General features: G+C 71.5%; 20 protein-coding genes. 15 read left to right on the top strand and 5 right to left on the bottom strand.

Annotated features, from left to right (window positions below):
• Positions 1–521 precede the first annotated feature (521 nt).
• Positions 522–3326, top strand: a complete 2805-nt coding sequence (locus tag ACFT7S_RS34575) for an FAD-binding and (Fe-S)-binding domain-containing protein (RefSeq protein WP_382739089.1) — start codon at positions 522–524, stop codon at positions 3324–3326.
• A gap of 57 nt (positions 3327–3383) precedes the next feature.
• Here ACFT7S_RS34575 and ACFT7S_RS34570 read toward each other — a convergent pair whose 3' ends face one another.
• Positions 3384–4271 (bottom strand): LysR family transcriptional regulator, encoded by an 888-nt coding sequence (locus ACFT7S_RS34570; RefSeq protein WP_382739086.1) that lies wholly within the window; start codon positions 4269–4271, stop codon positions 3384–3386.
• A gap of 163 nt (positions 4272–4434) precedes the next feature.
• Between ACFT7S_RS34570 and ACFT7S_RS34565 the strand changes: the two genes are divergently transcribed.
• Positions 4435–5403 carry a DMT family transporter gene (locus tag ACFT7S_RS34565; protein WP_382739178.1) on the top strand — a complete coding sequence of 323 codons (969 nt, stop codon included), beginning with the start codon at positions 4435–4437 and terminating at the stop codon, positions 5401–5403.
• Between the two features lie 99 nt (positions 5404–5502).
• Positions 5503–5655: a hypothetical protein gene (locus ACFT7S_RS34560; RefSeq protein ID WP_382739083.1), complete on the top strand. Its 153-nt coding sequence runs from the start codon at positions 5503–5505 to the stop codon at positions 5653–5655.
• Between the two features lie 15 nt (positions 5656–5670).
• Here ACFT7S_RS34560 and ACFT7S_RS34555 read toward each other — a convergent pair whose 3' ends face one another.
• Positions 5671–5856, bottom strand: coding sequence for a CopG family transcriptional regulator (locus tag ACFT7S_RS34555; RefSeq protein WP_382739080.1), 186 nt, complete (start codon positions 5854–5856; stop codon positions 5671–5673).
• 29 nt (positions 5857–5885) lie between these two features.
• Positions 5886–6140, bottom strand: a complete 255-nt coding sequence (locus ACFT7S_RS34550; protein WP_382739078.1) for a hypothetical protein — start codon at positions 6138–6140, stop codon at positions 5886–5888.
• Between the two features lie 474 nt (positions 6141–6614).
• On the opposite strand from ACFT7S_RS34550, the gene ACFT7S_RS34545 reads away from it, so the two are divergent.
• The 3 genes from ACFT7S_RS34545 to ACFT7S_RS34535 all read left to right on the top strand — a co-directional run bounded on the left by ACFT7S_RS34545 (position 6615) and on the right by ACFT7S_RS34535 (position 10083).
• On the top strand, positions 6615–6908 hold the full coding sequence (locus ACFT7S_RS34545) for a hypothetical protein (protein WP_382739075.1): 294 nt from the start codon (positions 6615–6617) through the stop codon (positions 6906–6908).
• A 252-nt stretch (positions 6909–7160) separates the two neighbouring features.
• Positions 7161–9317 (top strand): glycoside hydrolase domain-containing protein, encoded by a 2157-nt coding sequence (locus ACFT7S_RS34540; protein ID WP_382739071.1) that lies wholly within the window; start codon positions 7161–7163, stop codon positions 9315–9317.
• 79 nt (positions 9318–9396) lie between these two features.
• Positions 9397–10083 (top strand): hypothetical protein, encoded by a 687-nt coding sequence (locus tag ACFT7S_RS34535; RefSeq protein ID WP_382739068.1) that lies wholly within the window; start codon positions 9397–9399, stop codon positions 10081–10083.
• Positions 10084–10101: 18 nt separating this feature from the next.
• Here the strand turns inward: ACFT7S_RS34535 and ACFT7S_RS34530 are convergent, their stop codons facing one another.
• Entirely contained in the window at positions 10102–10812 is a 711-nt protein-coding gene (locus tag ACFT7S_RS34530) for an NUDIX domain-containing protein (RefSeq protein WP_382739065.1), read from the bottom strand.
• A gap of 130 nt (positions 10813–10942) precedes the next feature.
• Here ACFT7S_RS34530 and ACFT7S_RS34525 point away from each other — a divergent pair, with 130 nt between their 5' ends.
• The 8 genes from ACFT7S_RS34525 to ACFT7S_RS34490 all read left to right on the top strand — a co-directional run bounded on the left by ACFT7S_RS34525 (position 10943) and on the right by ACFT7S_RS34490 (position 21239).
• The gene (locus ACFT7S_RS34525; RefSeq protein WP_382739063.1) at positions 10943–11743 is read left to right on the top strand and encodes a TIGR03084 family metal-binding protein; all 801 of its coding nucleotides are present in this window, start codon (positions 10943–10945) and stop codon (positions 11741–11743) included.
• Positions 11743–13443, top strand: coding sequence for an acyclic terpene utilization AtuA family protein (locus tag ACFT7S_RS34520; protein WP_382739060.1), 1701 nt, complete (start codon positions 11743–11745; stop codon positions 13441–13443). Before ACFT7S_RS34525 ends, ACFT7S_RS34520 begins: the two co-directional genes overlap by 1 nt.
• Positions 13440–15038, top strand: a complete 1599-nt coding sequence (locus ACFT7S_RS34515; protein ID WP_382739057.1) for an acyl-CoA carboxylase subunit beta — start codon at positions 13440–13442, stop codon at positions 15036–15038. The genes ACFT7S_RS34520 and ACFT7S_RS34515 overlap by 4 nt, the downstream gene beginning before the upstream one ends.
• Positions 15039–15046: 8 nt before the next feature.
• Complete coding sequence (locus ACFT7S_RS34510; protein ID WP_382739054.1) at positions 15047–17005, top strand: biotin carboxylase N-terminal domain-containing protein; 1959 nt, start codon at positions 15047–15049, stop codon at positions 17003–17005.
• Positions 17002–18198 carry an acyl-CoA dehydrogenase family protein gene (locus ACFT7S_RS34505; protein WP_382739051.1) on the top strand — a complete coding sequence of 399 codons (1197 nt, stop codon included), beginning with the start codon at positions 17002–17004 and terminating at the stop codon, positions 18196–18198. The genes ACFT7S_RS34510 and ACFT7S_RS34505 overlap by 4 nt, the downstream gene beginning before the upstream one ends.
• 118 nt (positions 18199–18316) lie before the next feature.
• Positions 18317–19933, top strand: a complete 1617-nt coding sequence (locus ACFT7S_RS34500) for a 4-coumarate--CoA ligase family protein (protein WP_382739048.1) — start codon at positions 18317–18319, stop codon at positions 19931–19933.
• Entirely contained in the window at positions 19930–20664 is a 735-nt protein-coding gene (locus tag ACFT7S_RS34495; protein ID WP_382739045.1) for an enoyl-CoA hydratase family protein, read from the top strand. Before ACFT7S_RS34500 ends, ACFT7S_RS34495 begins: the two co-directional genes overlap by 4 nt.
• Complete coding sequence (locus ACFT7S_RS34490) at positions 20652–21239, top strand: TetR/AcrR family transcriptional regulator (protein WP_382739042.1); 588 nt, start codon at positions 20652–20654, stop codon at positions 21237–21239. Before ACFT7S_RS34495 ends, ACFT7S_RS34490 begins: the two co-directional genes overlap by 13 nt.
• Positions 21240–21265: 26 nt before the next feature.
• On the opposite strand, the gene ACFT7S_RS34485 is transcribed toward ACFT7S_RS34490, so the two are convergent.
• Complete coding sequence (locus ACFT7S_RS34485) at positions 21266–22375, bottom strand: citrate synthase 2 (protein WP_382739039.1); 1110 nt, start codon at positions 22373–22375, stop codon at positions 21266–21268.
• A gap of 357 nt (positions 22376–22732) precedes the next feature.
• Between ACFT7S_RS34485 and pdxH the strand changes: the two genes are divergently transcribed.
• Entirely contained in the window at positions 22733–23368 is a 636-nt protein-coding gene (pdxH, locus tag ACFT7S_RS34480) for a pyridoxamine 5'-phosphate oxidase (RefSeq protein WP_382739175.1), read from the top strand.
• Positions 23369–23445: the final 77 nt, after the last annotated feature.

Raw genomic sequence — 23445 nt, 5'->3', positions numbered from 1 at the left:
GGCCTGACCGGTGGTGGGTTGGGTGGGGCCCCTCCGGAGTGTCTCCTCGGGACGGGCGTGACACCCGGGTACGGAGGAGACGAACCCGGGTCGTACGCCCGCCCCTGCGGGGACCCTCCTGCACGGCCCCACCCACGTATCGCGGTCACCTGCGACCCGGTGGCACGGGACGCAGACACGTACCCGGCGGCCCCGGGATTCCCCAGGTGGCACGGCCGGCTGACACGTACCCGGCGGCCCCGGGATTCCCCAGGTGGCACGGCCCGCGCTGACGCTCCGGCCGGTCCGGGGCCGTGCAGGAGGGTCCCCGCAGGGTGACGAACGGATACCCGGGTTCGTATTACGTCTCCGCCGAGCGTTCGTTGCCCGAGGAGACACTCCGGAGGGGCCGCGGACCAACCCCGGACCGGCAACCCCGGACCGGGGCGCCACAACACAGCCCGTCGAGGGGGTCCCCCCATGCCCTTAAGGCTTTGGGGGAGTTCGAGGACGGAACCCTCGGCGCACGACATGCTGAACCCATGGCCCGCCCCGACCTCGCCCACGCCCTCGCCGCCGCCCTCCGCGGAGAGGTGGACTTCGGTACGTCCGCCCGCGCGCTCACGACCATGGACGCTTCCAACTACCGCCGCGTCCCCCTCGGCACCGCCGCCCCGCGCGACGCCGACGACGTCGCCGCCGCACTCGCCGTCTGCCACGAGCACGGCGTACCGGTCATGCCGCGCGGCGGCGGGACCTCCATCGCAGGCCAGGCCACCGGCACCGGTGTCGTGCTCGACTTCACCCGCCACATGCGGTCGATCCTGGACCTGGACCCCCACGCCCGCACCGCCGTCGTCCAGCCCGGCGTGGTCCTGGACGACCTCCGTAACGCCGCCGCCCCGCACGGACTGACCTTCGGCCCCGACCCGTCCACCCACAGCCGCTGCACCCTCGGCGGCATGATCGGCAACAACTCGTGCGGCTCGCACTCCGTGGCCTGGGGCACCACCGCCGACAACGTCCACGACCTGTCCGTCATCCGCTACGGCGGCGAGCCGCTGCGGCTCGGACACGGGGCCGGTACGGTCCAAGGCCTCCGCGAGCTGATCGACGCCAACCTCACCCCCCTCCGCACCCGTTTCCCCGACCTGCCCCGCCGCATCTCCGGCTACGCCCTGGACGCCCTGCTCCCCGAGCGCGAGCGTGACCGCGGCGCCGGCCTCGTCCGCGCCTTCTGCGGCAGCGAAGGCACCCTCGCCGTGCTGACGGAGGCGACCGTACGACTCGTCGAGGCCCCGAAGGCCCGTGCGCTCGCCGTCCTCGGGTACGCCGACGAGTCCGCTGCCGCGGAAGCCGCCCCCGGCCTCCTCCCGTACCACCCGCTCACCGTCGAAGGCATGGCCGCCGACCTCGTACGCGAACCGGCGGGCCTGCCGCGCGGCGGGGCGTGGCTCTTCGTCGAGACGGGCGGCGGCACCCCCGCCGAGGCCCGCGCGCACGCCCAACGGATCGTGCGGGCCGCCGACGCCGACGGCACCGTCGACGGTGCCGTCGTCACGGACGCCGCAGCCCAGCGCGCCCTGTGGCGCATCCGCGAGGACGCGGCCGGCACCGCCACCCGGATGCCGGACGGCAGCGAGGCGTGGCCCGGCTGGGAGGACTGCGCCGTACCGCCCGCCCGCCTCGGCCCGTATCTGCGCGACTTCCGCACCCTGCTCACCGCACACGGACTGCGCGGCACGCCGTACGGGCATTTCGGCGACGGCTGCATCCATGTGCGCATCGACTTCGACCTGCTCAGCCCCCGAGGGGTGGCCGCCTTCCGCCGATTCTCCGAGGAGCTGGCCTCCCTCGTCGTCGAGCACGGCGGCTCGCTCAGCGGGGAGCACGGGGACGGGCAGGCCCGCGCCGAATTGCTCCCTCGTATGTACGGGGACGAACTCGTCGGCGTCTTCACCCGGTTCAAGGACCTCTGGGATCCGGACGGCGGGATGAACCCGGGCATCCTCGTCCGCCCCGCCCGCCTCGACGAGAACCTCCGCTTCGCCGTGCTGCCGAGCCGCCCGGTCGACGTGGCCTTCGGCTACCCGCAGGACGGCGGTGACTTCTCGGCGGCGGTCCGCCGCTGCGTGGGCGTCGCCAAGTGCCGTACGACGGAGGCGGCGGGGGCGGACGTCATGTGCCCCTCGTTCCGGGCGACCGGCGAGGAGGCCCACTCGACCCGGGGCCGGGCCCGCCTCCTCCACGAAATGCTGGCCGGGGACGTGATCACGACCGGCTGGCAGTCGGAGGAGGTGAAGGACGCGCTCGACCTGTGCCTGTCCTGCAAGGGCTGCCGCAGCGACTGCCCGGTGGGCGTCGACATGGCCACGTACAAGGCGGAGTTCCTGCACCACCACTACAAGGGGCGGCTGCGGCCCGCCGCGCACTACGCCCTGGGCCGGCTGCCCCGGTGGCTGCGCCTGGCGGCCCCCTTCGCGGGCGTCCTCAACGCACTGGCCCGGATCGGCCCGCTCGCCGCGGTGGTGAAGCGCCTGGCGGGGATCGCCCCGGAGCGTGCTCTTCCGGTGCTGTCGCGGGAACGGTTCGGGCGGTGGGCGCGCAAGCGCGCGCCCGAGGGGACGGTGATCCTTTCCAACGATCAGGTGGCGACACTGTGGCCCGACACGTTCACCGAACACCTCTCGCCGGAGGTGGGCCGGGCGGCGGTGCGCGTCCTGGAAGCGGCGGGCAAGACCGTCGTGTACCCGGGGCGCGGGGTGTGCTGCGGACTCACGTATGTGTCAACGGGCCAGCTGGACAAGGCCCGTCAGGTCATGCGCCGCACCCTGGACCGGATGGGCCTCTCTCTCGGCGACCCACTCGTCGTGCTCGAACCGAGCTGCGCCGCCACGCTCCGCACCGACCTGCCCGAGCTGCTTCCCGACGATCCACGCGCCGCCGAACTGGCCGCTTCGGTCCGTACGTTCGCCCAGTACCTGGAGGAGTACGTCCCCGACTGGACCCCGCCGCGTCTGGACCGGCCGGTGGCGGGCCAGACACACTGCCACCAGCACGCGGTCATCGGCGACGCGGCCGAACGCAGACTCCGCGAACGGGCGGGCCTCACAGGCGAGTTGAGCGGCGGCTGCTGCGGCCTCGCGGGAAACTTCGGCTTCGAGCGGGGCCACTGGGAGGTGTCGGTGGCCTGCGCGGAGGACCAACTCCTGCCGTCCGTACGGGCGGCAACACCCGACACGGAACTCCTGGCCGACGGCTTCTCCTGCCGCACCCAACTGGACCAGCTGGCGGGCAGGCGGGCCAGACACCTGGCGGAGGCACTGGCGGAGGGCCTGGAGAGCTGATCCCCGCCGCCCCTTCGGGGCCCGCCCTCCCGCACGCCAACCGTTGTACGGCCGCGGTTATTTCTGCGCGCCGCCGACGATTTCCCGGGCGAGCGCGGCGAGTTCCGGCAACGCCGGGTGCCCGGGTGCGTCCCGCCGGACGAGCAGGACCGGGACGGGCGGGGCGTCGTCGAGCGGCCGGTAGGCGACCCCGGCGTGCGGGTGCATGGCGGCGGTGGACGCGGCGGAGACCCCGGAACCTCGGCCCGCGGCGATGGCGGTCAGCCAGTCGTCGGTGTTCGCGACGGTCAGGGTGGCGGCGGGCCGGTCGTGCGGGGGCCAGAGGTCGAGGGTGGTGATGCCGGAGACGGTGTTCAGGACGACCGGGCCGCCCGTGAGGTCGGCGAGGGTCAGTGAGGCGCGGGCGGCGAGCGGCCCGTCCGCGGTCACGGCCGCGACCCGGTCCTCGGTGAACAGCACCTCGGTGACCAGCCCCGGTGTTTCGACCGGCCCCCTCAGCAGCGCCGCGTCGACCTCGCCACGGGTCAGGCCGGCTGTGCGGTCGTCGATCCGCAGCAGTTCGAGCGGGGTCTTCGGGTGGCGTTCCTGCCAGGCCCTGAGCAGGGGTGTGGTGTACGGACCGAAGGCGGACCAGGCATGGCCGATCCGCAGCGGCCAGTTGCGCAGCCGGTCCGGGTCCAGGGCCTCGTCGAAGGCGGTGACTGCTACGGCGGCCTTGTCGCGGAAGGCGGTGCCCTCAGTGGTGAGGGCGAGGTGGTGGGTGGAGCGGTCGACGAGCCGGACGCCCAGGTGCTCCTCCAGGGCGGCGAGGGTGCGGGAGACGGCGGGCTGGGTGAGGTGGAGGCGGGCGGCGGCGCGGGTGATGTTGCCCTCGCCCGCGACGGCGAGGAAGGCGCGCAGATGCCGGAGTTCGATGGAGCGGCCGACGGCGGGTCCAGGGTTCATGCGTGCGGAGCATAACCGGAGCACATAAGGCATTTCACGCGAACCGCCCGCGTCTCTACGGTGGAGGGATGAGCTCCGCATGCTAAGTGCAGTATCTTGGATCAACCAGTTCAGTGAAGTGCACTGAGCTGAATTGAACCTCTCTTCGGAAGGCCGGACCCAGGTGGACGTCCCGCGCAGTGCCGCAGAACCGGCCGCAGCAGTCGCCGTACCCGAGGCGGTGTCCGCGCTTCCCGGGCCCGACGCCGGCGGGCGGGGCCGCCCCGGCGGCCGGGGCGTGGCGCTCGGCCCGGTCGCGCTGGTGGTCGCGGGCGGCCTCTCGGTCCAGTTCGGCGCGGCGGTCGCGGCCCTGCTGATGCCGAGGGCGGGCGCCCTCGGCGTCGTCACCCTCCGGCTCATCGCCGCCGCCGTCGTGCTCCTGCTCGTGTGCCGCCCCAAGCTGCGCGGCCACTCGCGGGCGGACTGGGGCACGGTCCTCGCGTTCGGTACCGCGATGGGCGGCATGAACATCCTCTTCTACCAGGCGCTCGAACGGATTCCGCTGGGCGTCGCTGTCACCCTGGAGGTACTCGGCCCGCTCGCCCTCTCGGTGATCGTCTCCCGTCGCCTGGTCAACCTCGTCTGGGCCGCCCTCGCCGTCGCCGGTGTGTTCCTGCTCGGCGGCGGAGGCTTCGGCGGCCTGGACCTGGTCGGTGCGGGCTACGCCCTCGGCGCGGGCGCCCTGTGGGCCGTCTACATCGTCTTCAGCGCCCGCACCGGCCGCCGCTTCCCGCAGGCGGACGGCCTGGCCCTGGCGATGGTCGTGGCCGCGGTCCTCTCCCTGCCCCTGGGTATCGCGGACGCCGGCTCGAAACTCCTCGTCCCGTCGACGATCGCGCTGGGCGCCGCGGTGGCCCTGCTGAGCTCGGTCCTCCCTTACACCCTCGAACTCATCGCCCTGCGCCGCCTCCCCGCCTCCACCTTCGCGGTCCTGATGAGCCTGGAACCGGCCATCGCGGCAACCGCGGGCTTCCTGATCCTCGACCAGGCCCTGTCGACCACGGACGCCCTGGCCATCGCCCTGGTCATCGGCGCGAGCATGGGCGCGGTACGCAGCCAGGTGAACGCCGGGCGCCGCACGGCGGACGTCTGAGCCGAGTGGTGCCCCGGTCCTCCCTGTCCCGTCGGCGGCGTCGCCGCGCCGGGGCGGCGACCGGGGGGCACGATGGGAGGGGGGCGAAGGAGGTCGGCCATGAAATCCACCGAGCCCGAGGGGCTGTACTCCCACACGCCCTCGCAGGCCGAGGGCGAGCGCGACGAATCCACGGAGCGCAACCGCCCCGAAACGCACAAGGAGGTTCCGCGGACGGAACCGTCTCAGGCCGAGGGCGAACGCGAGGAGTAGCCCGCGGGCGCCGACTCAGGCGGTCGCCTCGGAGCTGAGCGGGCGTCCGCTGTCGAAGACCGGAGGCTCCCCGCTCCGCCTGGGCCGTTCCGCGTCATCGAGCAGCAGGGCGATGCCCCGCCAGAAGAGCTCGGCCTTGCTGATCCCGGTGGCCGACGACTGGGCGTCCAGTCGTGCTGCCAGATCTTCCGGGAGGTACACCGTCGTCTTCGTCGCTCCTCCAAGGTGCCCTACGTGGGGTTGATGGTGTCGAAATACAGCCGGTCGCCGGCCGTGTCGAGAAAGAACCGCCCACTGGTGAGCTCGCCCGGATCCGGCCCCAGCAGGTGGGTGTCGTACGCCTTGCTGCTCATCCATCGTGCCTGCCCGGGGACGAACTCCCTCAGTGGCTGCGGTACGGCGCCAGGCGTGGCGGGGGCGAAGGCGTACGCGGGATCGCGCAGTACCTTGGCGACGCTCCCGGCAGGCAGACGGACGATGCCCACCGCGCGGTTACCGCGGGTCCGGGCTGGGCGGGCCCAGCCGACCCGACCCCTTCGCATCCCGGTCGTAAAGGAGCCAGCGCGGCTCCGACAGGCGGCCCGCCTCACCGAAGACGTCCTGCAACGGTGCGACATTGGTGCGCACTCTCTTGTGGTCCGGCAGCGGCTCCGGCGTATCACTGATCGCGTACACACCCCCGCAGACGGCCGCGGCGGCCCCCACCGCGAACCCCCGTGAGAGCCAGGCACGCCGACTCGCTTCGAACGACCGCATCATGAACCCCAACTCCCCGATGACCGGGCCCCCTTGGCCGGGACGCCGCCGCCGAGCGTAACCGCAGGGCGGTCTTCACCGGTCCCGAGATGGTTACGGCATGGTCAGGCGCCGAGCCTCATCGGTGCGTATGCCGGAGAGGAATGGCCAAGGGTGTCGGGGCGTCCACGAAGTGTGCGCCGAAGGCCGTATCCAGTTGGACCGTGTCCAGCGCGGGGACGGCTCCCTCCGCGTACAGGATGGACTGGCCCGCGCCATGGAAGGCTCCGGCGCTGAACGGGATCACCAGCAGCGTCACCGAACTCGTCTGCCGGGCCGAGCTCTTGGCGTCCGAGCTGACGACCAACTCCGTGCGGTACGCCAAGGGCCGGGTCACCGTCGGCCTGCACTGGTTGTGTCCCGTGCTGCGGGTCAGCGTGCGGGACCTGAGTCCTGATCTGCCGGAGCTGCGCCGCCCCGGCGTCGGAAGGGCGGCGAAAGCGGTCGCGGGCTGGTGATCCTCGATCTGGTGGCCGACCGATGGGGCGCTGCGCCATGAGGGACGAGGGGGCGTACGGGTCCGGCGGCAAGACCATCTGGTTCGAACTCGCCCTGGGCGGGCAGGACCCGCCGCCCGAATCCGAGGTGGCTGGGAATGGAGGCGAAAGCTCCGTTTGCCGCAGGGTGCAAACCTCTGGTGCGTGCGCCTCGTCGACCCTCAAATAGGCATGCACGGCGGAGTGACGGCATGAGCGAGGGGACGAGCAACCATGGCTGTTTTCATCAACCCGCGTAGTACGTGGGCCCCGTACGTGGACGAGGAGCACAGGGCGCACGCTGCCGCGCCCCCGGACCCCACCGAGCAGCGCGCGTGGAATCCCGGGTCCGGCGGGGTTTTCATTCATTACCGTGGGGGCGGGACCTCCAGTGACCTCAAGACGGAGGAGGACTGCAGAAGAGACATCGCCGCGGTCTATGCGAAATGGAGAGACGACGGCGAGGCGGACGAGGACGGTGTCCCGCCTGACATCTGCTACAACTTCCTGATCTGCCCGCACGGCAACATCTACGAGGGCCGTGGATACGAACGCGGTGAGGCGAACGGTGGCGATGTCATCGATGGCCTGGGCAGCAACACCGCGTTCTACTCGATCTGCGCCCTGATGCGGTCCGACGACCTGGCATCGGAGACCTTGCTGCGGACGTTCAGGTCCCTCATCGAGCACCTGCGCACGGAAGCCCCCAAGACGGCCGGCACCCGGATCCACCCGCACTCCGCCGCGTACGACACCGATTGCCCCGGGAACCTTCACATGTACGCGCAGCCGGGCTCGACGATCGACCCGGCCGCGTCGTGGAGAGGCACGGCGGACATCTACGTGTGGGAAGTCCAGAAGTGGGTGAACGCCGCCTACGACGGAGTGGCCCCCGGGTATCTGAAGTGCCCGGAATTCGGCTACACGGGCTGGTCCACCGTCCTGTCGCTGACCCAGGGGCTCCAGCACGAACTCGGGATATCTCCAACGGTCCAGAGTTACGGCCCAGGCACCTTCGCGGCCGTCAAGGAGCGCGCCACCCTGCCTGGCAGCGAAATCAACGCGAACGTCGTCCGCATCTACAACAGCGCGTTGTGGTGCAAGGGTTACTGGACTTCGCGCCATCTGGGGATATGGAGCAGCGACTCCGAGGCGGCCCTCACCCAGCTGTACGGAGACATCGGCCTGTCGTACGCGAATCTTTCACAGCGACACGCCATGTGGCCCCACATCTCCAAGGCGCTGATGCGCATGGACCAGTTCCGCCTCGTGCCGAGCGGTGACATCAACATCAAGAACGTGCAGATGTGGCTGAACTCCCGCTATGTCGCGGGTGTCGGCATCCCCGCGATGAGCCTCGTGCCCTGCGACGGCATCTACTCACGTGATGTCCAGCAGGGCTTCATGATGTCCATCCAGTACGAGCTGGGCATCGACCCGGCGTCCATCACCGGGTACTTCGGAGCGGGCACCCAGGCCGGGTTGAAGGGGAAGGGTTCCGCGCCGCTCTCCGGGCACCTGCGTCACCAGTTCCGTGCGGCGTGCTACTTCAACTCGCCCACGATCCTGCCGAACGGCGCGCCGCTGATGTACCGACCGGAGGACATCGGGACGGACGCCGAGACCAGCACACACCTGGAGTGGGTGCGGTCGTTCCAGTCGTTCTCGCAGATCCCGGTCACCGGCTCCAACAACTACACCACGTGGGCCCAGCTCCTGGTGTCCTCCGGCGACACCGACCGCCCCGCCACCGGCTGCGACGGCATCACCGAGATCACGACCGCCCGCGGCCAGGCACTCCGGGCGGGCGGCTACCGGATCGTCGGCCGCTACCTCGACGAACACCTCGCCCCCAGCGACCCCGCCTACCTCGGCAAGGCCCTCAAGCCCGGCGAACCGCAGAGGATCTACGACGCGGGGCTGCGGCTCTATCCCATCTTCCAGTACAACGGAACGCAGCTGGCGAACTTCACGTACGAAAAGGGCTACGACCAGGGCAAGAAGGCTCACGCGAAGGCCGTCGAGCACGGCATCGGAGCGGGCGCCTGCATTTACTTCGCCGTCGATTACGACGCGATGGACTCGGAGATCGACAGCAATATCCTGCCGTACTTCAGAGGGGTCAAGGACGGCCTCGCCGAGCTGGGGAACCGGTACACATTCGGTGTCTACGGCTCCCGCAATGTCTGCATCCGGGTATCGCACGAGGGCGGCGCCCGCTGGTCGTTCGTCTCGGGAATGTCGTGGGGTTTCTCCGGGAATCTCGGCTATCCGCTTCCGGCGAACTGGTCGTTCAACCAGATCAGGGAGTACGAGTTCCAGCCCGGCTGGGGCCTGGACCACAACGTCTGGCGTGAAGACAGCGACCCCGGCGTCTCCGCCGTCTCGTGACCGGTGTGACCCGTGTGACCCGCGTGAGCTGTGTGAGCTGTGTGACCCGTGCATCCGACGATCCGCTGAAAGGACCTCAGTGATCACCAGACGTAGCTTCATAGGCGCCGCCGTAGGCACCGGCGCCCTCGCCCTCGCGCACGGCGCCCTGGCCCCTGCCCCGGCAGGGGCGGCCGAGACCCGCACGGGCCCCGCGCGGTGGACGGGCGACGTGTCCGCCAACGGCTGGGCCATCGACCCCGCCGCCATCCGCTCTCATCGTGTCGAGGGGGCCGGCGCCTCGGCCGCCCTGCGTGGCGGCGACGCCGCCACGGTGCTGCTGCACATCGCCCGCCGCTGGCACTACGAGATCGCTCCCCTCGATACGGGGGAAGGCGGGGGCATCACCGCCCACAGCACCCGTCGCGCCATTCGCGCCGACTTCGAGTCGAACTACCTGTCCGGCACCGCCATCGCCCTCCATCCCACCGCCTACCCTCTCGGCGGAGTCGAGGGCCTGTGGCCCCACCACGAGATCATCGTGCGGGACATCCTCGCGGACTGCGCGGGGACCGTGACCTGGGGCGCCGACCTCACCCCCGTGAAGGCCTCGCACTTCCACATCAACGCGAAGCCCGGCAGCAGGACCCTGGCCGACGTCGCCGCGAGGCTCGGCACGGGCCCGCACACCGCATTCCGGGCCGGGACCGCCGGAGCCGTCGAAGACCCCGGCGCACCCGCACGCCGCGTCAAGGCGCGCCGCGAACAGCGCGGCCGGGCCGGCTGACCCGGAACCGTCACCCTGTCACCAGCTGCACGGGCGGTGCAGTTCGTAGATGGAGTCCGCCAGCTCGGCCGGGTGGGCGGGCCAGCCTGAGGTGTGCCAGTGGGCGATCCGCCAGGACAGCCGTCGGGGCCACAGGGGGGTCGTGGGGAGGTCCTTCACGGGGACCCACTCGGGGCGACCCCCGTAGTTGTCCAGGGTTTCGGCGGGGCCGACCTCGCCTTCGGTGGCCATGAGGAAGTAGTGGCCGCGGCCGCGCTCCCGCCAGGTCCGGGCCACCTCGCGGACAGTTGTGCCGCGCAGGGCGGTCTCCTCCATCAGCTCGCGTACCGCCGCTGCTTCCGGTGTCTCACCGTCCTCGACCCCGCCGCCCGGGATCTCGTAATGCGTGCCGTTGTCCTCGCACCGGATCAGCAGCATGCGGTCGTCCCGGATGACGATGCAGCCCGCGCGGACGCGGCGGGGCGGGGTGGTTGTCGGGTCGTGGTGGGGTGCCGTGCCCTGGGGTTGCCGGCCCCTGGACCAGGTGCGCAGGACCTGCTCCGCCGTGCCGAGCGGGTGGATGCGGGCGTGCAGCGCCTCGGCCCAGGGGAGCGCGGCGCGCGGTCCGGGGGAGGGCGCGGTGCCGGTGCGGGGGAACGTGTAGAAGGGGCCTGTCTCGTCCCGGTGCTCTTCAAGGATCAGCTTGTCGCCGTCGAAGTGCACGTCCAGGGTGTGCGATTGGTCTGTCATCCCCAGGATTGTTCCGCATGTGTTGTGCCCTCGGGGGAGCGTGGGCGGAAAATAATGCAAGCACGCTTGCTTGTTTATGTGCTCGCTGCCATGCTCCTGGGCACACCGCCACGCCCCGAGGGAGTGCCCCGTGTCCGATGCCGCAGCCGTGTCCGTGCTCGACGATCTGCGCGAGGAGGGTGAAGAACTCGATGCGCTGGTCGCGGGGTTGAGTGGTGGGGGATGGGGCCTGCCCACGCCCGCCGAGCGGTGGACCGTTGCTCATCAGATCGCGCATCTGGCCTGGACCGACGAGGTCACGCTGCTCTCCGTCACCGATGCCGGTGCCTTCGCGGACGAGGTCGGGACGGCGATGGCCGACCCCGATTCCTTCGTCGACCAGGCCGCAGAGGAGCTGGTGGGCGCGCTGGAGCCGGATGCGCTGCTCGCGCGGTGGCGGGACGGGCGGCGCCGGCTCCAGGGGGCGTTGCGGGCAGCGGCGCCAGGGAGCAGGTTTCCCTGGTACGGGCCGCCGATGGGGGTGGCGTCCATGGCGACCGCCCGGCTCATGGAGACCTGGGCGCACGGTCAGGACGTCGCCGACGCCCTCGGTGTCATCAGGGCGCCGACCGGCCGGTTGCGGCATGTGGCGCGGATCGGGGTGCGGGCCCGCGACTACGCCTACTTCGTACGCGGGATGAAGGCGCCCGAGGAAGAGTTCCGGGTGGAACTCACCGCGCCGGACGGCCAGTTGATTGCGTACGGGCCGGAAAGCGCGCCGCAGCGGGTCACCGGGCCGCTGTACGACTTCTGCCTCCTCGTCACCCAGCGCGCGCACCGCGACGACCTCGCGGTCCGGGCCGTCGGGGCGGACGCCGGTCAGTGGCTGGACATCGCGCAGGCGTTCGCGGGACCGGCGGGGGCCGGCCGTCCCGCACGGAAGGACCGCTGATGCGGCCCCTGCGGATCGGTAACGCCTCCGGGTTCTACGGTGACCGCTTCGACGCCGTACGCGACATGCTCACCGACGGCCCCCTCGACGTCCTGACCGGCGACTATCTCGCCGAACTCACCATGCTGATCCTGGCGCGCAGCCGCTTCAAGGACCCGGGCCGCGGGTACGCCACCACCTTCCTGCGCCAGTTGGAGGAAGGGCTCGGGCTCGCACAGGAGCGGGGAGTCAAGATCGTCACCAATGCCGGGGGGCTCAATCCCGCCGGACTGGCCGACGCCGTACGGGATTTGGCGGACAAGGTGGGCGTGCCCGTACGCGTCGCCCATGTCGAGGGCGACAGCCTCCCCGTACCGGACGGGTTCCTCGCCGCCAACGCCTACCTCGGCGGCGCCGGGATCGCCGCGTGTCTGCGGGCCGGGGCCGACATCGTCGTCACGGGGCGGGTCACCGACGCCGCGCTCGTCACCGGGCCCGCCGCCGCCCACTTCGGCTGGGGGCCCGAGGACCACGACGCGCTCGCCGGGGCCGTCGTCGCCGGGCACGTGCTGGAGTGCGGGACCCAGGCCACCGGGGGGAACTACGCGTTCTTCGGCGACCACGACGTCCGCAGGCCCGGCTTCCCGCTCGCCGAGATCCATGCCGACGGGTCGTCCGTCATCACCAAGCACGACGGTACGGGGGGTGTCGTCGATGTCGGCACGGTGACCGCGCAGCTGCTGTACGAGACCAACGGCGCACGGTACGCGGGGCCGGATGCCACCGCCCGGCTCGACACCGTACGGCTGACGCAGGACGGGCCGGACCGGGTCAGGATCTCCGGGGTGCGCGGCGAGGCCCCGCCACCCACCCTCAAGGCCGGGCTCGTCCGGCTCGGCGGGTGGCGCAACGAGGTCGTCTTCGTCCTCACCGGGCTCGATATCGAGGCCAAGGCGCAGCTCGTACGGGACCAGTTCGACGACGCGTTCGCCCGGTCCGGCAGCCGGCCCGCCGAGGTGGGGTGGGAGCTGGCCCGTACCGACCATGCCGACGCCGGCAGCGAGGAGACGGCCAGTGCCCTCCTGCGGCTCGTCGTCCGCGACCAGGACGCCGAGGCGGTCGGCCGGGCCGTGTCGGGCGCCGCCATCGAGCTGGCCCTCGGCAGTTACCCCGGCTTCCATGTCACCGCCCCGCCCGGGAAAGGCGCGCCGTACGGGGTGTTCGAGGCGGCCTTCGTACCCGCGGCCGAGGTGGAGCATGTGGCCGTCCTGCCCGACGGGGGACGGGTGCGGGTGGCCGAACCCGTGGAGACGCGGGTGCTCGCCGCCGTCGCGGAGCCCGTGTTGCCTCCCGCGCTCCCCGAGGGTGCTACGCGACGCGTCCCGCTCGGCCGGATCGCCGGTGCCCGCAGCGGCGACAAGGGCGGCGACGCCAACGTGGGGGTGTGGGTTCGCGACGACGACGCCTGGCGCTGGCTGGCCCACGAGCTGACCGTCGAGCGCTTCAAGGAGCTGCTGCCGGAGACCGGGCCGCTCACCGTCGTACGCCATGTCCTGCCGGGACTGCGCGCGCTGAACTTCGTCGTCCACGGGCTGCTCGGCGAAGGCGTCGCCGCGCAGGCCCGCTTCGATCCCCAGGCCAAGGCGGTGGGGGAGTGGCTGCGGTCCCGGTGCCTGCACGTGCCCGTATCGCTGCTGGACACCATGGAGGTGAACGCATGACCGTCCTGCCCACCGCGCTCGACACCACAGGACCCGAATACGCCGCGAACCGTGAGGCCATGCTCGCGAAGCTCGCCGAGCTCGACACCGAGCACGCCAAGGCGCTCGCGGGCGGCGGCGAGAAGTACGTGGCCCGGCACAGGAAGCGCGGCAAGCTCCTCGCGCGGGAGCGGATCGAGCTGCTGGTCGACCCCGACACCCCGTTCCTGGAGCTGTCGCCGCTCGCGGCCTGGGGGAGCGACTACGCGGTGGGTGCCTCGCTCGTCACCGGGATCGGGGTGGTGGAGGGGGTGGAATGCCTGATCACCGCCAATGATCCGACCGTACGCGGCGGGGCCTCCAACCCGTGGACGCTGAAGAAGGCCCTGCGGGCGAACGAGATCGCCTTCGCCAACCGGCTGCCCTGCATCAGCCTCGTCGAGTCCGGAGGCGCGGACCTCCCGTCGCAGAAGGAGATCTTCATCCCCGGCGGGGCGCTCTTCCGCGACATCACCCGGCTGTCCGCCGCCGGTATCCCGACCGTCGCCGTCGTCTTCGGGAACTCGACGGCCGGTGGGGCGTACGTCCCCGGCATGTCAGACCACGCCGTGATGATCAAGGAGCGGTCGAAGGTCTTCCTCGGCGGCCCGCCGCTGGTGAAGATGGCGACCGGCGAGGAGAGCGACGACGAATCGCTCGGCGGCGCGGAGATGCACGCCCGTACGTCCGGCCTCGCCGACCACTACGCCGTCGACGAGCAGGACGCGATCCGGCAGGCCCGGCGTATCGTCGCCCGGCTCAACTGGCGCAAGGCGCACGGTGATCCGGGACCGGCCGAGCCGCCCACGTACGACGAGGACGAGCTGATCGGGATCGTGCCGGATGACCTCAAGGTCCCCTTCGATCCGCGCGAGGTCATCGCCCGGCTGGTCGACGGCTCGGACTTCGACGCGTTCAAGCCGCTGTACGGGGCCAGTCTGGTGACCGGGTGGGCCACGCTTCACGGCTATCCCGTCGGGATTCTCGCCAATGCGCAGGGCGTGCTGTTCAGCGAGGAGTCGCAGAAGGCCGCCCAGTTCATCCAGCTCGCCAACCAGCGCGACATCCCGCTGCTCTTCCTGCACAACACCACCGGCTACATGGTCGGCAAGGAGTACGAGCAGGGCGGCATCATCAAGCACGGCGCGATGATGATCAACGCGGTGTCGAACTCCAAGGTCCCGCATCTGTCGGTGCTCATGGGCTCCTCCTACGGCGCCGGGCACTACGGGATGTGCGGGCGCGCCTACGACCCCCGCTTCCTGTTCGCCTGGCCGAGCAGCAAGTCCGCCGTCATGGGACCCCAGCAGCTCGCGGGCGTGCTGTCGATCGTCGCCCGCGCCTCGTCCGCCGCCAAGGGACTGCCCTACGACGACGAGGCCGACGCCGGGCTGCGCGCCATGGTGGAGCAGCAGATCGAGTCGGAGTCCCTGCCGATGTTCCTGTCCGGGCGGCTGTACGACGACGGGGTCATCGACCCGCGCGACACCAGGACCGTCCTCGGGATGTGCCTGTCCGCGATCCACACCGCACCGGTCGAGGGCGCCCGCGGCGGCTTCGGCATCTTCCGGATGTGAGGAAAGACGTGATCACCACCCTCCTTGTCGCCAACCGGGGCGAGATCGCCTGCCGGATCTTCCGTACCTGCCGTGAGCTGGGCATTTCCACCGTCGCCGTGTACTCGGACGTGGACGCCGACGCCCTGCACGTACGGGAGGCGGACACCGCCGTACGCCTGCGGGGGGCCGCGCCGTCCGATACGTATCTGCGCGGCGATCTCGTCGTGGCCGCCGCGCTCGCGGCGGGCGCCGATGCCGTCCATCCGGGGTACGGCTTTCTCTCCGAGAACGCCGGATTCGCCGCCGCCGTGCAGGACGCCGGGCTCGTCTGGGTGGGCCCGCCGGTCAAGGCCATCGAGCTGATGGCGTCCAAGACCCGCGCCAAGGAGCTGATGGCGGCGGCCGATGTGCCGCTCCTCGCACCCGTGGACACGGCGACCGCCACTGATGACCAGCTGCCTCTGCTGCTCAAGGCGGCTGCGGGCGGCGGCGGGCGCGGGATGCGGATCGTACGGGAACTCGGGGCGCTGGCAGGTGAGTTGACCGCTGCTTCGGCCGAGGCCGCCGCCGCGTTCGGGGACGGTGAGGTCTTCGCCGAGCCGTACGTCGAACGCGGCCGGCACGTCGAGGTCCAGGTCATGGCCGACGGGCACGGGGCCGTGTGGGCGCTCGGCACCCGGGACTGCTCGCTCCAGCGCCGCCACCAGAAGGTGATCGAGGAGGCACCCGCGCCCGGACTCGACGACGCGCTCAGGGCCCGGCTGCGAGATGCCGCCGTCGCCGCCGCGCGGGCCGTCGGGTACCTCGGGGCGGGCACCGTCGAGTTCCTCGTATCGGCCGAAGGGCGTCCGTACTTCCTGGAGATGAACACCCGTCTCCAGGTCGAACACCCGGTGACGGAAGCCGTGTTCGGGCTCGACCTCGTCGCCCTGCAACTGCGGATCGCCGAGGGTGAAGCGCTGCCGGCCGACGGGCCCCCGCAGCCGCGCGGACACGCGGTCGAGGCCCGGCTCTACGCCGAGGACCCGGCCCGTGACTGGCAGCCGCAGACCGGAGCACTGCTCACGCTCGACGTGCCCGAAGAACCCGGGCTGCGCCTCGACACCGGATACACCGGCGGCGACACGATCGGCGTGCACTACGACCCCATGCTCGCCAAGGTCATCGCCCACGCGCCCACCCGCGCCGAAGCCGTACGCCACCTCGCCCGCGCCCTGGAACGCGCCCGCATCCACGGGCCCGCCACCAACCGCGATCTCCTCGTACGCTCCCTGCGCCACCCGGACTTCGCCGCCGCCCGCCTGGACACCGGCTTCTACGACCGACACCTGGACGCCCTCACCGGCCGGCCGGGGGGCCGCGAGCTCGCCGCCCTCGCCGCCGCCCTCGCGGACGCGGCGGCCCACAGCTCCGGGGACGCGAGCCCAGGCCCCGCCCGCTTCGGCGCCTGGCGCAACGTCCCCTCGCAGCCGCAGACCAAGCGCTACCGCAGCGAACCCGACGGCGCCGAGACGGAAGCCGCCTACCGGACCACCCGCAACGGCCCCGTCCCCGTCGGCGCGGCCACCGGCGTACGCGTCCTCGCCGCGCGGCCCGGCCGCGTCACCCTCGAAACCGGCGGCGTCACCCGGCACTTCGCCGTCACCGCCCACCGGGACCGGGTGTACGTCGACACCGCCACCGGCGCGCACACCTTCACCGCCCTGCCCCGCTTCACCGACCCCACCGAGCGCACCGAACCCGGCTCACTTCTCGCGCCCATGCCCGGCACCGTCGTCCGCCTCGCGGACGGTCTCGCTCCCGGCTCGGCCGTCGAGGCCGGGCAGCCACTGATCTGGCTGGAGGCCATGAAAATGGAGCACCGCATCCTCGCTCCCGCCTCCGGCACCCTCACCGCACTCCATGCCGCCCCCGGCCGCCAGGTCGAGGTCGGCGCCCTGCTCGCCGTCGTCACCGAACCCGCAGCACCGGAGGAGAACGTATGAGCACCGCCCTCGAAACCGAAGAGCACCAGGCCCTGCGCGCCGCTGTCGCCGCCCTCGGCAAGCGCTACGGCCGCGACTACATGACCTCCCTCGTCCGCGAGGGCGAGCACCCCCGCGAACTGTGGGCCGAGGCCGCCAAGCTCGGCTACCTCGGGGTGAACCTCCCCGAGGAGTACGGCGGCGGGGGCGGCGGCATGGCCGAACTGTCCATCGTGCTCGAAGAGCTGGGCGCGGCCGGCTCACCGCTGCTGATGATGATCGTCTCCCCGGCCATCTGCGGCACCGTCATCGCCCGCTTCGGCACCGACGCCCAGAAGCAGCGCTGGCTCCCCGGACTCGCCGACGGCAGCATCACGATGGCCTTCGGCATCACCGAACCCGACGCCGGGTCCAACTCCCACCGCATCACCACCACCGCCCGCAGGGACGGCGCAGAGTGGGTGCTCACCGGGCGCAAGGTCTTCGTCTCCGGCGTCGACATAGCCGAGGCGACCCTCATCGTCGGCCGCACCGAGGACGCCCGCTCCGGCAAGCTCAAGCCCTGCCTCTTCATCGTGCCGCGCGACGCACCCGGCTTCCAGCGCTCCCGGATCGACATGGAACTCCAGGCCCCGGAGAAGCAGTTCGAGCTGGTACTCGACGACGTACGGCTGCCCGCCGACGCGCTTGTAGGAGGGGGTACCTCCCGCTCGAGCGAAGTCGAGAGTGGGGGAGAGGACGCGGGGCTGCTCCAGCTCTTCGCCGGGCTCAACCCCGAGCGCATCATGACCGCTGCCTTCGCCCTGGGCATGGGCAGGTACGCGATCGCCCGCGCCGTCGACTACGCCCGTACGCGGCAGGTGTGGAAGGACCCCATAGGCGCCCACCAGGCCATCGCCCACCCGCTCGCCCAGTCCCACATCGAGCTGGAACTGGCCCGGCTGATGATGCAGAAGGCCGCACGGCTCTACGACGAGGGCGACGACATGGGCGCGGGCGAGGCGGCGAACATGGCGAAGTACGCCGCCGCCGAAGCCTGTGTGAAGGCCGTCGACCAGGCCGTCCACACCCTCGGCGGCAACGGCCTGACCCGCGAGTACGGCCTCGCCTCGCTCGTCACGGCGGCCCGTGTCGCCCGGATCGCACCCGTCAGCCGGGAGATGATCCTCAACTTCGTCTCCCACCAGTCGCTGGGGCTGCCCAAGTCGTACTGACGGTGACAGTCGCGTCCAGGGGCTCCCCAAGCTGTCCGGCAGACGCGATTCTGGCACTCCGCACGCGTAGAAGCACCCGTAGAAGCGCCCGTCGAAACATCGGTCGAAGGGGACTGCCATGGTGTTCATCAGCGAGTACGCAGACATTACGGCGCTCGAAGTGCCCATCTACGAAGCCGTACTCGGACAGGCCGCCGAATTCGGCGACACCGTCGCCCTGGTCGACGGGACGAACGGCCTCACGGTCACGTACGCCCAGCTCGACACGTTCCACCGGCGCATCGCGGCGGCCCTCGCCGAAGCGGGGCTGCGCAAGGGTGACGTCCTCGCCCTGCACAGCCCCAACACCATCGCCTACCCGGCCGTCTTCTACGGGGCGACCCGGGCCGGGGCCGCCGTCACCACCGTCCACCCGCTCGCCACCGCCGAGGAGTTCGCCAAACAGCTCGCCGACTCCGCGGCGCGCTGGATCGTCACCGTGTCCCCGCTCCTGGACACCGCGCGCAAGGCGGCGGCGCTCGCCGGTTCCGTGCGGGAGATCTTCGTCTGCGACCAGGCCGAAGGGCACACCTCCGTCCTCGACATGCTCGGCTCCACCGCCCCGGAACCACAGGTGGACATCGACCCCGCCGAGGACGTCGCCGCCCTCCCGTACTCCTCCGGCACCACCGGCGCCCCCAAGGGCGTGATGCTCACCCACCGCTCCATCGCCACCAACCTGGAACAGCTGCGCCCGTTCATCCCGATGGGCCCGGGCGACACCATTTTGGCGGTTTTGCCCTTTTTTCACATATACGGTCTTACGGCTCTGATGAACGCCCCGCTGCGCTGCGGCGCCACCGTCGTCGTGTTGCCCCGCTTCGACCTCGCCCAGTTCCTCGGCGCGATCGAGAAGCACCGCGTCAGCGGGCTGTACGTGGCCCCGCCGATCGTCCTGGCCCTCGCCAAGCATCCCTCCGTCGGGGACTTCGACCTGTCCTCGCTGGAGTACATCGTCAGCGCCGCCGCCCCCCTGGACGCCGGCCTCGCCACCGCATGCTCGGCCCGCCTCGGGCTGCCGCCCGTCCGCCAGGCGTACGGCATGACCGAGCTCTCGCCCGGCACCCACGTCGTCCCGCTGTCCGCCGACAACCCGCCGCCCGGAGCAGTCGGAAAGCTGCTCCCCAACACCGAGATGCGCATCGTGGCCCTGGGCGAACCGGGCAAGGACGCCGGCACCGGCACCGACGGCGAAGTACTCATCCGCGGCCCGCAGGTGATGAAGGGCTACCTCGGCCGCCCCGAAGCCACCGCCGACATGATCGACAGCGACGGCTGGGTGCACACCGGGGACATCGGCCGCGTCGACGAGGACGGCTGGCTGTTCGTCGTCGACCGGGTGAAGGAACTGATCAAGTACAAGGGCTACCAGGTCGCCCCCGCCGAACTGGAGGCGCTGCTCCTGGGCCACGAACGGATCGCCGACGCCGCGGTCATCGGGGTCTACGACGCCGAAGGCAACGAGGTCCCCAAGGCGTTCCTGGTGCGCCGGCCCGGCGGCGAGGAACTGACGGGCGAGGACGTCATGGCGTACGTCGCCGAGCGCGTCGCCCCGTACAAGAAGGTCCGGCAGGCCGAGTTCATCGACGCCGTACCGCGCGCGGCCTCCGGGAAGATACTGCGTCGCGAACTGCGCGACCGCGAGAAGACCGCCGCACCCGACGCCGCCGACCCCCACAAGGAGAGCACCGCATGACCCTCGCCGATCCGACGCACGACCAGGGCATCACCACCCTCACCCTCGACTCACCGGCGAACCGCAACGCGCTCTCCGCGCGGCTCGTCGGCGAGCTCGGCGAAGCCCTGGACGCGTGCGCGGCCGACGACACCGTACGGGCGGTCGTCCTCACCCACACCGGCAACACGTTCTGCGCCGGAGCGGACCTGACGGGACCGCCCGACCCGGCGGCGTTCGTCGCGCTGATGCGCCGGATCGCCGCCCTGCCCAAACCGGTCGTGGCCCGGGTCACCGGACATGTCAGGGCGGGCGGCCTCGGGCTGCTGAGCGCCTGCGACATCTCGGTGGCCGGGCCCGGCGCCTCGTTCGCCCTCACCGAGTCCCGGCTCGGCCTCGCCCCCGCCGTGATCTCGGTGCCGCTGCTGGCCCGCATGGACCCGGCGTCCGCCGCCCGCTACTTCCTCACCGGCGAACGCTTCGACGCGACGGAAGCCGCCCGCACCGGCCTCGTCACCCTGGCCGCGGAAGACGTGGACAAGGCACTCGAACCGGTACTGGACGGACTGCGCAGGGCCTCGCCGCAAGGGCTGCGGGCATCCAAGGAGCTGGTCACGGCTACTGTGCTGAAGAATTTCGACCAGCACGCCGAAGACCTCATCGCCCGCTCGGCAGCCCTCTTCACCTCCGCCGAGGCACGGGAAGGGATGACGGCCTTCCTCGAACGACGGGACCCCGCATGGGTGTTGTGACACCCCCCAAGACTCCGAAGCAGGACCGCAGCCGCGCCACGCGCCTGCGCCTCCTCGAAGCCGCGGTCGCCTGCCTCGCCGAACACGGCTGGGCGGGCTCCACGGTCTCCGTCGTCGCCGAACGCGCCGGGGTGTCGCGCGGCGCGGCCCAGCACCACTTCCCGACCCGCGAGGACCTGTTCACCGCGGCCGTCGAATACGTCGCGGAGGAACGCTCCGCCGCCCTGCGCGCCCTGCCCGTCCAGGGCCGCGCGGAGGTCGTCGCCGCCCTCGTCGACCTCTACACGGGCCCGCTGTTCCGCGCCGCGCTCCAGCTCTGGGTCGCCGCGTCCAACGAGGAACAGCTCCGCCCCCGCGTCACCGAGCTCGAAGCCCGCGTCGGCCGCGAGACCCACCGCATCGCCGTGGAACTCCTCGGAGCCGACGAGGAGAAGCCGGGTGTACGCGAGACGGTCCAGGGCCTCCTGGACATGGCCCGCGGCCTCGGCCTCGCCAACCTGCTGACCGACGACGCGGCACGCCGCCGCAGGGTCGTCACCCAGTGGGCGGCCCTGCTGGACGGCGTACTGGACTGAACTATCCGCGTTTCAGCGGGCCCCGGTCAGTTCCCCAGGTTCGAGATCTGGTCGTACCCGCCGATCTCACGGGGGTCACGCGTCCCCGGACCGATGTACGTGGCGGACGGCCGCACCAGACGCCCCGTGCGCTTCTGCTCCAGAATGTGCGCCGACCAGCCCGCCGTACGGGCACAGGTGAACATCGACGTGAACATGTGCGCCGGCACCTCCGCGAAGTCCAGCACGATCGCCGCCCAGAACTCCACGTTCGTCGCCAGCACCCGGTCCGGGCGCCGCGCGTGCAGCTCCTCCAGGGCGGCCTTCTCCAGCGCCTCGGCGACCTCGAAGCGCGGCGCGGCCAGCTCCCTCGCCGTACGCCGCAGGACGCGGGCCCGCGGGTCCTCCGCCCGGTACACCCGGTGCCCGAAGCCCATCAGCCGCTCACCCTTGTCCAGGGCCTGCTTCACGTACGCCGACGCGTCACCGGTCCGCTCGATCTCCTCGATCATGCCGAGGACCCGGGACGGGGCGCCGCCGTGCAGCGGACCCGACATCGCGCCCACCGCGCCGGACAGTGCCGCCGCCACGTCGGCGCCGGTGGAGGCGATGACGCGGGCGGTGAAGGTGGAGGCGTTCATGCCGTGCTCGGCGGCCGAGGTCCAGTAGGCGTCGACGGCCTTGACGTGCTTGGGGTCCGGCTCGCCGCGCCAGCGGATCATGAAGCGCTCGACGACGGACTCCGCCTTGTCGATCTCGCTCTGCGGCACCATCGCGTGCCCCTGGCCGCGCGCCGACTGGGCGACGTACGACAGGGCCATGACCGCGGCCCGCGCCAGATCGTCGCGCGCGGTCCGCTCGTCGATGTCCAGCAGCGGTTTGAGGCCCCACACGGGCGCGAGCATCGCCAGGGCGGACTGCACGTCCACCCGGATGTCACCGGAGTGGACGGGGATCGGGAACGGCTCGGCGGGCGGCAGACCGGGGTTGAACGCCCCGTCCACCAGCAGGCCCCAGACATTGCCGAAGGAGACCTGTCCGACGAGGTCCTCGATGTCGACACCGCGGTAGCGGAGCGAGCCACCCTCCTTGTCCGGTTCGGCGATCTCCGTTTCGAACGCGACGACTCCCTCGAGTCCGGGTACGAAAGCGGACATGGGGCGGCTCCCTCAGTTCGGCGGCTGGTTCGGCGGCTGTGCGGCGACTGGTTTCGAAACGTCGGCTGTACGAAGGCCACAGGGGCCTTCGGCGCCTTGCGATGCACCGCATCGGACGCCGCGTCCTGTCCGACCCTGATCCGCCGGACAGGCCCTAACCCAAGATATTGGCGGGTTCCCACGACGCGGGGAAGCGTGACATCCGGCACAGGGCCCCATTTCCCCGGTGGACGGTTACGGCCCCTCCCCGCCGGGCACACTGGCCCCCTGCGGCAGGATGGCCCCGTGCCCACCCCAGACTCCTCACCCTCCTCCGCTCGCACCCCTCGTCACGATTGCACCACCGATCCGGCCGTGATGCGCGAGCACTACCGTTCCGAGGACTTCACCGAGAAGGACCTCGCCGTCGATCCGATGGACCAGTTCGCCCACTGGTTCAGCCAGGTCGCAGCGGGCGGTGTGCTCCACGAGCCGAACGCGATGGTGGTCTCCACGGCCACACCCGAAGGCCGCCCGTCCTCCCGCACCGTGCTGCTCAAGCAGTACGACGACCGGGGCTTCGTCTTCTTCACGAACTACGACTCCCGCAAGGGCCGTGAGCTGGCCGCCAACCCGTACGTCTCGCTGCTCTTCCCCTGGCACCCGATGGCCCGCCAGGTCATCGTCACCGGCAGCGCGGCCCGCGTGAGCCGCGAAGAGACGGTCGCCTACTTCCGCACCCGCCCGCACGGCTCCCAGCTGGGCGCCTGGGCGAGCGACCAGTCGACGGTGATCGGCTCACGCACGGAGCTCGTCGACCGCTACGAGGAACTGGCCGCCCGCTACCCGGAGGGCGAGAAGGTCCCGGCGCCCCCGCACTGGGGCGGCTTCCGCGTCGTACCGGAATCAATCGAATTCTGGCAGGGCCACGCGAACCGTCTCCACGACCGCCTGCGCTACGTACGCTCCACGGAGAACCCGGCCGCCTGGCACGTGGAACGCCTCTGCCCGTAGGGCCTGTCCCCTGGCGGGACAAGCCGCAAACCCCCCGGGGTGGAACCACCATGCCGGGGGGCCCCCCGGCCAGACCG

Source organism: Streptomyces sp. NPDC057136 (assembly GCF_042670885.1).
Lineage (GTDB): Bacteria > Actinomycetota > Actinomycetes > Streptomycetales > Streptomycetaceae > Streptomyces.
Note: the sequence above shows the minus strand (reverse complement) of the source record. Positions and strands in the feature narration are given on the sequence as shown.